Here is an 11,571-nt window from a genome sequence, read left to right on the forward strand (position 1 = left end):
TGACGGCACCAGGTGTGCAGCACGGCAGCAGCACCTCCCGGACCCCGCAGCGGGGTCAGCGCACCCGATCCAGCTCGCGCAGCAGCGCCTCCGGGTCGGCCACGTCGAAGAAGCCGATGCCCTGGGCCTGACCGACGGCCAGGACGTCCATTCCCGTGTTGAGGTACGCGGCCTGGCGGCCACCGCCGCCGAACACCACGGTGGCATGGCGGTTGTCGCGCGAACGGGTGACGCGCACGCCGACGTCCTTGACCGGCGTGTCGTCGAAGGACCGCTCACCGGTCGACACGATGGCACGAGCATCGGTGAGCCCGTAGACCGTGCGCAGCTTGCGGCGCTTCTTGTAGACGAAGCGCCCGACGATGAAGTACAGGCCCACCAGCACGAACGGGATGCCCCACAGCGCGAAGAAGATCGACTCGCTGTCGGTGAGGACCTGCCACTCCCAGAAGATCGCGAAGCCGCCCCACAGGAGACTGAAGGGCACCAGATAGACATCCGCCGGCGCGAAGCGCACCTGCGGGTCGGGGTGCCCCACCCACCGCAGCTGCTCGCCCGGTCGAAGAACGGGACCCAATTGTTTCCGCGCATCATCCATAGTCCGGAGTGTCCCAGCGACGTCCACCGCACCCCGCGGCGACGCGCGGGCACTCCCCTTCGACACTTCGGCCCACAGGGACGACGAGGAACGGGTCGGGTGCCACCGAGCCCTGCTCTCACGCCGGTCACCGTTCGACCAGCCCGTGCCGCGGCCGCCAGGGAGGACCCACGGACCATCGGCACACGGTACAGGCCGCACTGCCCGCCGTCGCCGTTCGCGCCGCAGGGCTCAGGGCCGCCACGGCATGGGCCACCACGACACGGGGTCCAGCGGTGGCACATAAGCTCGCCAAGTCCCCCTTTCCCCTGGAAGAGGTCGCCGTCATGCCCCGTGCCCCCTCGCTCGCGCTGCGTCCGTTCCGAGAAGCGGACACGGCCTTCTTCACGGGCCTGGCCGCCGACGAGCGCGTGACCCGCTTCGTCGGCGACGGCAGACCCTGGGCGCCGCAGCTCGTCCGGGACCGTCTGCGGGTCGCACTGCAGGAGGAGCCGGTGGATCAGCTCGGGGCCGCCCGGTGGTTCACCGCCGAGGAGGCCGGCGAGTCGGTCGGTCTGGTCGTGTGCACCCGGCGGGACGGCGGGGTGGAGATCGGCTACTGGGTGTCTCCCCAGCACTGGGGCCGCGGCGTGGCCGGGGCCATGGTCGACCTGACGGTGGCCATCGTCCCGGAGGTCTACGGCCGGGTCCGGCTGATCGCCCGCGTCGACCCGGCCAACGCCGCCTCCGCCCGTGTCCTCACCCGCCGCGGCTTCGAACCCGAGGCCGGCGAGGACGGCCTGGACCGCTACGTCCTGGCGCGGGCGCAGTAGTCGACGGCGACCGGCCGGGACGCTCGACGGCGCCGTCGGATCCGGCAGGCCGTTCAGCGGCCCCGGGCGGCCCGCTCCGGCGGTTCCCGGGCACGCACCACGCAGGCGCTCAGGAGCACGGCGTGACCGGGAGTCGGCGGAGCCCCGATGGTCCTCCCCCGCGGGAGCGGGCCCCGGTGGGCAAGGCGCACGGTGCGGGCCAGGTCCTCCGGACGGTTCAGCCGGTACTGGACGGGTGCGCGGGGAGGGGTTGGAGGTGGGAGTAGACGACGCTGGTGTTGACGTCTGCGACTTCGGGTCGTTCCGTGAGCCGGTCGATGACGAACGCGTAGAGCCCGTCGGTGTCCGGGACGGCGACGTGGATCAGGAAGTCCTGCGCGCCGGACGTCACGAAGATGCCGATCGTCTCGGGGAGGTCGCGGATCCAGTCCCGGAAGGTCTCGATGTTGGTCCTCGAGGGCGGTCGGATGCTGACGGCGATCAGGGCTTGCACCGGGCGGCCGACGGCAGCGAGGTCCACTTGCGCGTGGTAGCCGGTGATGATCCCCCGTGCGTGCAGCGACCGCACCCGTTCGATGGCGGTCGACGGCGCGATGCCCGCTGCCTCCGCGAGCTGACGGTTCGTCGTCCGCCCTTCGGTCTGCAGCAGCGTCACGATGATGCGATCGATGCGGTCGAGCATCCTGATTCCTCCTCGTCCGGGTGGCGAACGATGTACGGCGGAACGGCGAGAAAACAGTTCGCCGCTGACCGTCTACACCTGAAAGCACGGTTCAACCGAACAAAATTCGCCCAGTTTTCAACTTGGTTGAACATATCCTACTCTGACGGCGTGAACGGCGAACGAAGCACGACCAGGGTAGCCATGGTCCTGGCGACGGCGATCGTCTGCGGCACCGTCGGACCCGCACAGGTGCTCACCGGGACCACGCCTCCCCCGGCCCACTCCGCCCACTCCTGACCATGAACGACGAACAGCCCGCACACCGCGCGGCAGGACGTCGCCACAGCACCTGCCATGAACGACACCGCACCGAGGAGAACCATGAACACCACACCGAACACACCGGCTGGCACTCCCGACCACGACGCGCGGGTCGGGTTCGCGCCGGAGGAGATCGACACGTCCGGACCCACCCGCGCGGCTCGCCTCAAATGGGTCGTCGTCGTCAACGACTCGATGCCCGCGGGCCGGGCCGTCAACGCGGCCGTGTGCGTCGCCGGCGCGACTGTCGCCGGCGTGCCGGGCCTGCTCGGCCCGGCCGCCGTCGACGGGGAGGGCACCGCACACCCGGGCCTGCCCTGGGCCGGATGCTCCATCCTGGTCGCCGCCCCCGCGGCAGACCCACGTCCTCCGGCTGCAGCGCCTCGCGCCGCCGGCGCAGGAACTCCGCCAGCCCCGCCCGATCGATTCTTGCTCTGTCGATTCCTGCCCGGTCGATCACCGGCCCACCCCTTTCCCGGCTCAGGGCTCCTCGTCCCTACCGCACCTTCGTACCGCACCGGCGCCCCCGCAACCACGGCGTGCCGATCCCTGTTTGAGCCGGCCCGGCGACCAGCGCTACCGGACCACCGCACTGGGTTGGGTGGGTTCGCGGCAGGGGTGGATCGGCAGGTCCTGGTTGAGGTCGGCGCGGTGGCCGAGGCTGGACGCACAGTCCCACCCATCCAGGATGGACACCATGGCCCAGCCCGCCACCAGGTCCACGCCCGATCACCACGACCACAGGAGCCACCGCATGCCTCGCACACCCCAGCTCACCGTGCCCGACCTGTCCGGGCGGCGCGCCGTCGTCACCGGAGCCAGCGACGGGATCGGCCTCGGCATCGCCCGACGGTTCGCCGCCGCCGGCGCCGAGGTGGTCCTGCCGGTCCGCAACCGCGCCAAGGGCGAAGCCGCCGTCGCCCGCATCCGCACCGAGCACCCGACGGCCCGGGTGTCACTGCGCGAGATGGACCTGTCCTCACTGCGCTCGGTGGCCGCCCTGGGCGAGCAGCTGCGCGATGAGGGGCAGCCCATCCACCTGCTGGTCAACAACGCCGGGGTGATGACCCCGCCGCAGCGGCAGGTGACCGCCGACGGGAACGAGCTGCAACTGGGCACCAACCACCTCGGCCACGTGGCGCTGACGGCCCACCTGCTGCCGCTGCTCGTCGCGGGCCGGGCCCGGATCACCTCGCAGATCAGCATCGCGGCCAGACGCGGGGAGGTGAACTGGGGCGATGTGAACTGGGAGCGCACCTACTCCGGCATGCGTGCCTACAGCCAGTCGAAGATCGCTCTGGGTTTGTTCGGACTCGAGCTGGACCGGCGCAGCGAAGCCGGCGGCTGGGGCATCACCAGCAACCTCTCGCACCCCGGCGTCGCCCCGACGAGCCTGCTGGCGGCGCGGCAGGAGATCGGCAGGAAGCGCGACACCCCCAGCATCGCCGTGATCCGCCGCCTGTCCCGCGCGGGAATCCTGGTGGGCACCGTCGACAGCGGACAGCTGCCGGCGCTCATGGCTGCCACCTCGCCGCTGGCCCGGGGCGGGCTGTTGTACGGGCCGACAGGACCCGGGAACCTCGGCGGCGGCCCGGGCCGGCACGCCCTGTTCCGCCCCCTGCGCGACCGGCGGGCGGCCGAGCGTGTCTGGACGATCTCCGAGGAACTGGCCGCCGTCTCCTTCACCACGTCCGCGCCGGCGTGACCGCCGTCGCGCCAGCACGCACGACGGTCGCTGCCGCGACGGCGGAAGCGCCTCCAGGACGGGTGGTGCTCCGCCGTCGGCATGCGGCCGGCCCCCGGCCCTGTTCGCGGCGAGAGCCGGGCACGAAGTGCAGGGTCGGAGGCCACTCCCCCGGTTCCTGAAGGAGTCGGCTCCGCTCCAGCATCACGACGGGGTCGCCGCACCGGACGCGCCCCGCATCCTGGACCGCCTCCGCCGGCGAGACGGTCCGGAGCTCCTCGGGGCAGGAGCGCGAGGCCGAGCCGGGCTCCGGCCCCCCACGGCGCCAGGCCATCGGGACGTGCGGACCGGTCGGACGCCACGGTCAACGTCGTCACCGGCTTCCTCCCTGCCGGCACCACGGCTGGCCCTCGCACGGACCCGCGCCGCTGGACGCGGCGCGGGCGCGCCGGTCACGCCGGGACGTAGTCGAACGTGTCGGGGTCCGGGCCCGTGCGGCGGTCCTTGTTCAGCGCCGTGATCGCCTGGACGTCCGCGTCGGTCAGCTCGAAGTCGAAGAGCTGGAAGTTCTCCTCGACGCGCGCGCGGGTGACGGACTTGGGGAACACGATGTCGCCGCGCTGGATGTGCCAGCGCAGCGTGACCTGCGCGGCCGTCCTGCCCAGGCGCTCGGCGATCGCGGCGATCGCGGGGTCGTCGAGCACCGCCCCCTGGGCGATGGGCGACCAGGCCTCGGTCGCGATGCCCTGCTCCGCGTCGTAGGCCCGCACCGTCTCGTTGGTCAGGTACGGGTGCACCTCGATCTGGTTCACGGCGGGCTTGACGCCGGTCTCGGCGATGATGCGCTCGAGGTGGGGCACCTGGAAGTTGGAGACGCCGATCGCGCGGGTCAGGCCGGCGTCGCGGATCTCGATCATGGCCTTCCACGTCTCGAGGTAGTCGACGTCGATCGTGGGCAGCGGCCAGTGGATGAGGAAGAGGTCCATCGGCCCGCCGAGCCGCTCGACGCTCCGCTCCGCCTCGCGCAGCGCGTCCTCACGACGGTGGAAGCCGTTGTTGAGCTTGCTCGTGACGAACACCTCGTCACGGCTCAGGCCCGAGGACGTCAGCGCGTCGCCGACGCCCTGCTCGTTGCCGTACATCTGGGCCGTGTCCAGGTGGCGGTATCCGACCTCGAGGGCCGTCGTGACGGCCGCCTCGGTGGTCTCCGGCGGAACCTGGAACACGCCGAAGCCCAGCTGCGGGATGCTGACACCCTCGGCGATCCGGATCTCGGGGACGGAAGTCATAGAGGTTCTCCTTCATGGACGGTCGGCTCCGGGAACCCGCAGCCACGAACCACAACGGCCCTCGGGCCGCGGCGTATTTCCCCGGTTCCATAGAAGATCGCTATCGAACGGCGGTCCGACGACGCGGAGCATCCGGCCTAGCATGTGCGGCATGACGACTTTCGCGATCATCGGAGCAGGACGCAACCTCGGCGAGGCGCTCGCTCGACGCTTCGGCAGGGAGGGCTACAGCCTGGCCCTCATCGCCCGGAACCAGGAGCGGGTCGACCAGCTGGCTGCCGACCTGGTCGCCGACGGGTTCACCGCGAAGGGCTACACGGCCAACGTGCGCGACACCGACAGCCTCGTCGCGGCCCTGGACCGGGCGACACAGGATCTCGGCCTGATCGAGGTGCTGTCCTACAACCCGCTGCCGCAGAAGGAGTTCCTGCGACCGCTCCTGGAGTCGACGGTCGGGGACATCAGGGCCGCCGTCGAGTTCTCGGTCTACGGCCCCGTGGCCGCCGTGCACCAGGTGCTGCAGGGCATGCGCGTGCTGAAGAAGGGCTCCCTCCTCTTCGTCAACGGCGGAAGCGCCGTGCAGCCGGTGCAGCACTTCGCGGGCACCTCGATCGGGTTCGCCGGCGAGACCGCCTATGTGGAGATGCTGGAGCAGGCGCTGAAGGACGAGCCGATCTACGTCGGCCAGCTCATCATCCCCGGCGCGATCGTCCCGGGCGACGAGCACAAGGATCCGGAGGTGCTCGCGGAGAAGCTGTGGCAGATGCACGTCCCGCGCAAGCAGCTGCGGGTGTTCGCCACCGAGCTGGAGAGTCAGCCGTACTGATCCCGTCCGACTAACGTTCGGCGTATGGATGTTCGTCAGCTGGAGTTCTTCATCGCCGTCGCCGAGGAAGGCACCTTCACGCGTGCGGCCGAGCGCTCGTTCGTGTCGCAGCCCGGGTTGTCGGCGTCGATCCGCTCGCTGGAGCGTGAGCTGGGGGCTCAGCTGTTCACGCGCGGGCGCCACGGCGCGTCCCTGACGAGTCCGGGGGCGACGTTCCGGGCGCGGGCCGAGCGGATCCTCGAACAGGTGCGCGAGGCCCAGCGCGCCGTCCTCAGCGACGAGCCCGGGCGCGCCCAACTGCGCATCGGCGCCGAGCAGTGTCTCGGCGGTGCCGTCGACATCGTCGACCTCCTGTCGTCGTTCGCCGGCGAGCATCCCACGGCCGATCTCGAGTTCGTCCAGGACGTGAGCTCGCGCCTGGTACCGATGCTCGACGAGGGGCGCCTCGACGTCGCTCTCATCGCCGCACCGGCGGGAGCCGCGCCCGTGGACAACAGCCTGCTGCTGCGCCGGGAGCCGTTCGTCGTGCTCTCCCCCGATGACGTCCCGTACACGGCGCTCGGAGATCTCCAGGGGGTCCGCACCGTCGACTTCGGGGGCGCCTGGGAGGCGAGGCGCGTGCTCGACGCAGCACTGGCCACCGCCGGGGCGCGACGTCGCACGGTCGTCGAGGCCAACGACGTGCACATGCTCGTCGACCTCGTCACCCGCGGCTTCGGGATCGCGGTGGTGCCCGAGTCGATCGCCGCGAAGCAGGCGGCCCAGCACCTCGTGCACACGACGCTCTCCGACGCGCCCGAGTGGGAGGTGCACCTGGCCACCGGCGCCGACCCCTCGCCCTCCGCGACGGCGTTCGCGAGCATGTTCGTCCCGCAGGCGGACATCGTCCGCTTCCGCGGACATCTCGCCGTGCAGCTGTAGTCACCGCAGGACCCCGGGCGCTCCGTGCCCCACGACAGGTGGTCGTCGAGGCAGCGCGTGTGGTGGTGCGTGGACGGCCGCAGCGGCGGCTACGACCGTGCGTCCAGGAGGTGCTGCTGCTGGTGGTGGTGTCGACGGGCCTCGATCTGCGCCCTGGTCCGATCGACGTGCTGCCGTGACCGGGACTCGAAGTCCACGACGACCCGGGCGATCAAGGCCACCGCCCCGATCATGAGCAGCGCGATCGCCGCCGGCTCGAGCGCACCGCTGGTGCCGATCGACAGGCTCAGCTGGATCATGGCCGCCGCGGTGGCCATGCCGCCCGCGCCGGTGGCGACGCTCATCAACGTTGTTGCCATGGGGAGCCTCCTGGAGCCGAGCACTAGACGTTTGTCTATGCAAAACAGGCTAGTAACATGACTCGCCGGTAATCAAGGTGGGACCCGGGACGGGTGTCCACATCCTGAGACGCCCTGAGGGGCGCGCTTTTGTTATGGCACGCCCCGGCCGGGCGACGGCCCGAGGACGAGAGCGGCCGGCACCCGGAATGGGTCGCTGTCCGGAGCGGTGCCGTCTGCGGACGCGCCGTCGCCTCATGGTTGGTCGCGGACCGCGCCTCAGGTCAGGGGTGCCGGCGCAGGCATTCCCCGCCCCGCCGGGCGGCCGGGCGGGAGCCGCCCGCATGGTCGTCCTCCGCGGCAGGCGCGTTCCCCGCGACCCGATAACGGTGCCGGAAGGCCGCCGGGGTGGTGCCGGCGTGCAGGGCGAAATATTCGACGAAGTTGCTGGCGTCATCGAAGCCGAGCCGTTCGGCGATCCGTGCCACGGGGTCCTCCCCGTGGGCCAGGAGGCGTTTGGCCTCGAGCACCACCCGGGCGTCGATGAACTCCTTGGCGCTCATCCCGGTGGCGGCCGTGGGCATCCACGTGCGACGAACGCGCGCCAACCCCCTGCTTGCCACACCGATGCGGCCCGCCCTCTCGAGCGGACCCCGGCCACGACGATACGACCGGGTCGGATCCACCGTTCGCTGACGTGGCACCCGGGCGCGTTCGGGTCGCAGCAGGCCGCGGGCGGGCGCCTCAGCCGCGCGCGTGCGTGCGCCGGTACTGCGCGGCGAGGCGGACCGGGGCGTTGGGCGCCCCGAACCCGGCGTAGCCGCCGCGGCGCTCGACCACCTCGAAGAACACCGTGCCCAGGGTGCCCGTGTAGAAGTGCAGGAACTCGCCCTCGGCGTCCCGGTCGTAGAGCAGGTCCAGCTCCTGCAGGGAGGCCACGAACTCCTCGTCCAGGTCCAGCCGGGCGGTGAGGTCCTCGTAGTAGTTCTGCGGGACCGGCAGCAGCTCCAGTCCCCGCCGGCGGGCCCGGCGGGCGGCCGCGACGACGTCCGTGCAGGCCAGCGCCACGTGTTCGGGATAGGCCGCGCCCACGAAGGAGCCCTGCTTGGCAGCGGCCGGGGCGACGTTCAGGGGCAGCCGCACCGCGGCGTCGGAGGAGCGCATCACCTGGCTGCGCACCAGCCCCGATGGCCCAGGCACCTCCTGGGCCGGCTGGGCGGCGAGGGCGAGCACCGAGGTGTAGAACAGCACGGCCTCGTCGTAGTGCTGCCACGGCTGGGCCATGTTGATGTGGTCCACGCCGGTGACGAGGGACGCGGGATCGAGCTCCTCGTCCGCGCCGAACTCGCCGAGCCACGGCGGGACGCCGTGGTCGGGACGCCGGCAGAAGAAGATCTCCGTGCCGTCCGGGGCGTAGACCCCGCGCAGCACCTGCTCGCCCGGCTCCTGGGTGCGGGGCACCGGCCGGGCCGCGAGCCGGGCGGCGCGCTCGAGCGCGGTGCCCGGGTCGGCGACCTCGAATCCGAGGGCGGCGATCTCGGTGGGGGTCTCCGGGGAGACGTCATGGGTCACGACGATCCGCACGGGGCCCTGGACCCACACCTGCACGTGCTCCTTGGACTGGTGGTGGCCGCCGAGGGCGAAGCCCAGCTGGTGCAGCAGCCGGGTGGTCTCCCCGAGGCGGCCGGTGCGGATCTCCACGAAGTCGTATCCCTGCGGCTCCTCCACCGGCGGGAGCGGCTGCAGCTGCAGCCGGTCCCGCGCCGGCTCGCCGGCCAGGGCCCGCCGGGTCCGGTCCTCGAGCCAGCGCAGGGAGCGCAGCCCGTCCACGGCCGTGCGGTGCACGTCGGCCTGGCGGAAGGCATCGTTGAAGATCTCCAGCGAGACCGGCCCGTTGTAGCCGGCGCGGACCAGGTGGGACAGGAACCCGACCATGTCGAAGTCGCCCTCGCCGGGGAAGACCCGGTGGTGGCGGGACCAGGAGAGCACGTCCATGTGCAGCAGCGGGGCGTCGGCCAGCTGCACGAAAAAGATCTTCTCCGCCGCGATGGCCTCGACGGGCGCGGGGTCCCAGCCGCGGGAGAGGATGTGGAAGCTGTCCAGGCACGTGCCCACGTGCGGGTGGTCGGCGAGGTCCACGATGCGCTGGGCGTGCTCGAAGTCGTCGACGAACGTTCCCCACGCCAGAGCCTCGTAGGCGAGCCGGACCCCGTGGTCCGCGGCGCGGTCCCCGAGCCGGCGCAGCTGCTCGGCCATGACCTCGTCGTCGTCGACCTCGGCGGTCGCGACGTTGGAGCACACGAGCAGCGTCGTGGTGCCCAGCCGGTTCATCAGCCGGAACTTCGCCTCGGCGCGCTTCAGGGTGGCCGCAAAGCGCTCCGGGCGCACGGCCTCGGCGTCGCGGAAGGGCTGGTACAGGTCCAGGCTCAGCCCCAGCTGCTGCGCGAGCTCCCGGATCCGCTCCGGAGAGGACGGGGAGACTACGAGGTCCTGCTCGAAGACCTCGATGCCGTCGAAGCCCGCGGCCGCGGCGGCGTACATCTTCTCTTCGAGCGTGCCCGAGAGGCAGACCGTGGCGATGGAGGTTCTCATGGTCGGAGGATTCCCTTGTCGGTCGGTGCGTGGTGTGCGGGGTCAGCGGCTGACGGTCCCGTGGGCCTCGGGGTGGTGGACCGGCTTGCCCAGCTGCTGGAGCGGGGTGCGGTAGGTCTCCTGGGCCCACATCGCCCCGACGGTGGCGATGATGGAGGAGCCGGCCACGATCCAGGCGGCCGGGCCCCAGTTGGCGGGGTCCCCGCCGACCAGGGCGGTGCCCAGGGTCGGGGTGAACCCGGCGCAGAGGATGCCGATCTGCAGGCCGATCGCCATCCCGGAGTAGCGCACCCGGACGTTGAACAGCTCCGGGAACCAGCCGGGGTAGATGGAGTTGGACATCGCGTAGGTCCCGGCGGTGATGAGGGTGCTGGCCAGGAAGACCATGGGGACGTTGCCGGTGGACAGGACGTTGAAGTAGACGAAGATCAGCACCGCCGAACCGGTGACCCCGCCGATGAACACGGGCTTGCGCCCGTACCGGTCGGAGAGGCCGGCGAAGAGTGGCTGGGTGACGATCGCGAGCGTGTTGCCGAGAATGCTCACCCACAGCATGGTGGCCGCGGGAATGCCCACCACCTGGGTGGCGTAGGCCAGCCCGAAGGCCTGCATGAAGGTGTTCGTCACGGTCTGGAAGGACATCAGCGTGACCTGGAAGAACTGAGCGGGGTGGGTGCGGAACATCTCGGCGAAGGGCAGCTTCACGAGGTCCTCGTGCTCGGCCTTCTCCTCGAAGACCTCCGGCTCCTCCAGGGACCGGCGCACGAGGTAGGCCACGATGAGCACGATCAGCGAGAGCCAGAACGGGATGCGCCAGCCCCAGGACAGGCGGGCCTCCTCGGACATGGCCGCCACCGGCAGGAAGGCCAGGGAGGCCAGCACGATCCCGGCCGAGATCCCGCTCATCGCGAAGCTGGGGAAGAACGCCCGGCGCCCCAGCGGGGACTCCTCCATGGTGAGCGCCGAGGCTCCGGCGGTCTCACCGCCGGCGGACATGCCCTGCAGGATGCGCATCAGCACGAGCAGGGCCGGGGCCCAGTAGCCGGCGGTGGCGAAGTCCGGGAGCACGCCGATGAGGAAGGTCGCGGCCCCCATCAGCACCAGGGTCATCACCAGGGTGTTCTTGCGCCCGATCTTGTCGCCCAGATGGCCGAACACGAAGGCCCCCAGCGGGCGGAAGACGTAGCCGACGCCGAAGATCGCGAAGGACTGGATGAGGGCCACGGTGGGGTCCCCGGCGGGGAAGAAGATCCGGCTGAAGATGAGGGAGGCGGCGGTGGCGTAGATGAAGAAGTCGTAGTACTCCAGCGCCCCGCCCAGGAAGGCGGCCAAGGACGCTTTTCTCGCCCGCTTGAGCTGGTATTCGGACCGGGCCGGGGGCGCGGCCTGGGCGGCCGGATCTGCCGGGGTGTGAGGTGACATGGTCGTCGCTCCTACTGGGTCAGGGATGGCGGGCACCTGCGCCCCCTCCGTCGGTCGTTCTCCCGCACGGCGGCGGTGGCATGAGTCGGTGGGTGAGTCGTGGG

General features: G+C 71.3%; 12 protein-coding genes and 2 pseudogenes. 5 read left to right on the forward strand and 9 right to left on the reverse strand.

Annotation, left to right across the window (positions count from 1 at the left end):
* Positions 1-55: 55 nt before the first annotated feature.
* Positions 56-598, reverse strand: a complete 543-nt coding sequence (locus ACWCOM_RS07355) for a hypothetical protein (protein ID WP_454548091.1) — start codon at positions 596-598, stop codon at positions 56-58.
* Between the two features lie 326 nt (positions 599-924).
* Here ACWCOM_RS07355 and ACWCOM_RS07360 point away from each other — a divergent pair, with 326 nt between their 5' ends.
* Positions 925-1,410, forward strand: coding sequence for a GNAT family N-acetyltransferase (locus ACWCOM_RS07360; RefSeq protein WP_454548092.1), 486 nt, complete (start codon positions 925-927; stop codon positions 1,408-1,410).
* Between the two features lie 217 nt (positions 1,411-1,627).
* Here ACWCOM_RS07360 and ACWCOM_RS07365 read toward each other — a convergent pair whose 3' ends face one another.
* Both ACWCOM_RS07365 and ACWCOM_RS07370 read right to left on the reverse strand, forming a co-directional pair.
* Positions 1,628-2,092: an Lrp/AsnC family transcriptional regulator gene (locus ACWCOM_RS07365; protein ID WP_454548093.1), complete on the reverse strand. Its 465-nt coding sequence runs from the start codon at positions 2,090-2,092 to the stop codon at positions 1,628-1,630.
* Between the two features lie 137 nt (positions 2,093-2,229).
* A complete protein-coding gene (locus ACWCOM_RS07370; protein WP_454548094.1) occupies positions 2,230-2,535 on the reverse strand; it encodes a hypothetical protein in 306 nt (101 codons plus the stop codon).
* Between the two features lie 55 nt (positions 2,536-2,590).
* On the opposite strand from ACWCOM_RS07370, the pseudogene ACWCOM_RS07375 reads away from it, so the two are divergent.
* Positions 2,591-2,680: pseudogene (locus ACWCOM_RS07375) on the forward strand (DUF2000 domain-containing protein); the annotation flags it as partial.
* A gap of 55 nt (positions 2,681-2,735) precedes the next feature.
* On the opposite strand, the pseudogene ACWCOM_RS07380 reads toward ACWCOM_RS07375, so the two are convergent.
* Positions 2,736-2,822, reverse strand: a pseudogene (locus ACWCOM_RS07380) (transcriptional regulator); the annotation flags it as partial.
* A 327-nt stretch (positions 2,823-3,149) separates the two neighbouring features.
* Here ACWCOM_RS07380 and ACWCOM_RS07385 point away from each other — a divergent pair.
* On the forward strand, positions 3,150-4,100 hold the full coding sequence (locus ACWCOM_RS07385) for an SDR family oxidoreductase (protein ID WP_454548095.1): 951 nt from the start codon (positions 3,150-3,152) through the stop codon (positions 4,098-4,100).
* Positions 4,101-4,531: 431 nt separating this feature from the next.
* Here the strand turns inward: ACWCOM_RS07385 and ACWCOM_RS07390 are convergent, their stop codons facing one another.
* The gene (locus ACWCOM_RS07390) at positions 4,532-5,368 is read right to left on the reverse strand and encodes an aldo/keto reductase (protein ID WP_454548096.1); all 837 of its coding nucleotides are present in this window, start codon (positions 5,366-5,368) and stop codon (positions 4,532-4,534) included.
* A 151-nt stretch (positions 5,369-5,519) separates the two neighbouring features.
* Between ACWCOM_RS07390 and ACWCOM_RS07395 the strand changes: the two genes are divergently transcribed.
* A complete protein-coding gene (locus ACWCOM_RS07395) occupies positions 5,520-6,194 on the forward strand; it encodes an SDR family NAD(P)-dependent oxidoreductase (RefSeq protein WP_454548097.1) in 675 nt (224 codons plus the stop codon).
* Between the two features lie 24 nt (positions 6,195-6,218).
* Positions 6,219-7,115, forward strand: a complete 897-nt coding sequence (locus tag ACWCOM_RS07400) for a LysR family transcriptional regulator (RefSeq protein WP_454548098.1) — start codon at positions 6,219-6,221, stop codon at positions 7,113-7,115.
* 89 nt (positions 7,116-7,204) lie between these two features.
* Here ACWCOM_RS07400 and ACWCOM_RS07405 read toward each other — a convergent pair whose 3' ends face one another.
* The 4 genes from ACWCOM_RS07405 to ACWCOM_RS07420 all read right to left on the reverse strand — a co-directional run bounded on the left by ACWCOM_RS07405 (position 7,205) and on the right by ACWCOM_RS07420 (position 11,467).
* The gene (locus tag ACWCOM_RS07405) at positions 7,205-7,474 is read right to left on the reverse strand and encodes a hypothetical protein (protein ID WP_454548099.1); all 270 of its coding nucleotides are present in this window, start codon (positions 7,472-7,474) and stop codon (positions 7,205-7,207) included.
* Positions 7,475-7,737: 263 nt separating this feature from the next.
* Positions 7,738-8,037 carry a helix-turn-helix domain-containing protein gene (locus ACWCOM_RS07410; protein ID WP_454548100.1) on the reverse strand — a complete coding sequence of 100 codons (300 nt, stop codon included), beginning with the start codon at positions 8,035-8,037 and terminating at the stop codon, positions 7,738-7,740.
* A 160-nt stretch (positions 8,038-8,197) separates the two neighbouring features.
* Positions 8,198-10,045 (reverse strand): bifunctional sugar phosphate isomerase/epimerase/4-hydroxyphenylpyruvate dioxygenase family protein, encoded by a 1,848-nt coding sequence (locus tag ACWCOM_RS07415; protein ID WP_454548101.1) that lies wholly within the window; start codon positions 10,043-10,045, stop codon positions 8,198-8,200.
* Between the two features lie 42 nt (positions 10,046-10,087).
* Positions 10,088-11,467 (reverse strand): MFS transporter, encoded by a 1,380-nt coding sequence (locus ACWCOM_RS07420; protein WP_454548102.1) that lies wholly within the window; start codon positions 11,465-11,467, stop codon positions 10,088-10,090.
* Between the last annotated feature and the right edge of the window lie 104 nt (positions 11,468-11,571).

Source organism: Kocuria sp. KH4 (assembly GCF_053711175.1).

Bases quoted from the DNA above. Each gene is read 5' to 3' on its own strand.
- ACWCOM_RS07385 (WP_454548095.1), top strand. From the start codon at position 3,150: ATGCCTCGCACACCCCAGCTCACCGTGCCCGACCTGTCCGGGCGGCGC.
- ACWCOM_RS07420 (WP_454548102.1), bottom strand. From the start codon at position 11,467: ATGTCACCTCACACCCCGGCAGATCCGGCCGCCCAGGCCGCGCCCCCG.
- ACWCOM_RS07400 (WP_454548098.1), top strand. From the start codon at position 6,219: ATGGATGTTCGTCAGCTGGAGTTCTTCATCGCCGTCGCCGAGGAAGGC.
- ACWCOM_RS07365 (WP_454548093.1), bottom strand. From the start codon at position 2,092: ATGCTCGACCGCATCGATCGCATCATCGTGACGCTGCTGCAGACCGAA.
- ACWCOM_RS07355 (WP_454548091.1), bottom strand. From the start codon at position 598: ATGGATGATGCGCGGAAACAATTGGGTCCCGTTCTTCGACCGGGCGAG.
- ACWCOM_RS07395 (WP_454548097.1), top strand. From the start codon at position 5,520: ATGACGACTTTCGCGATCATCGGAGCAGGACGCAACCTCGGCGAGGCG.
- ACWCOM_RS07390 (WP_454548096.1), bottom strand. From the start codon at position 5,368: ATGACTTCCGTCCCCGAGATCCGGATCGCCGAGGGTGTCAGCATCCCG.
- ACWCOM_RS07360 (WP_454548092.1), top strand. From the start codon at position 925: ATGCCCCGTGCCCCCTCGCTCGCGCTGCGTCCGTTCCGAGAAGCGGAC.
- ACWCOM_RS07410 (WP_454548100.1), bottom strand. From the start codon at position 8,037: ATGCCCACGGCCGCCACCGGGATGAGCGCCAAGGAGTTCATCGACGCC.
- ACWCOM_RS07405 (WP_454548099.1), bottom strand. From the start codon at position 7,474: ATGGCAACAACGTTGATGAGCGTCGCCACCGGCGCGGGCGGCATGGCC.
- ACWCOM_RS07415 (WP_454548101.1), bottom strand. From the start codon at position 10,045: ATGAGAACCTCCATCGCCACGGTCTGCCTCTCGGGCACGCTCGAAGAG.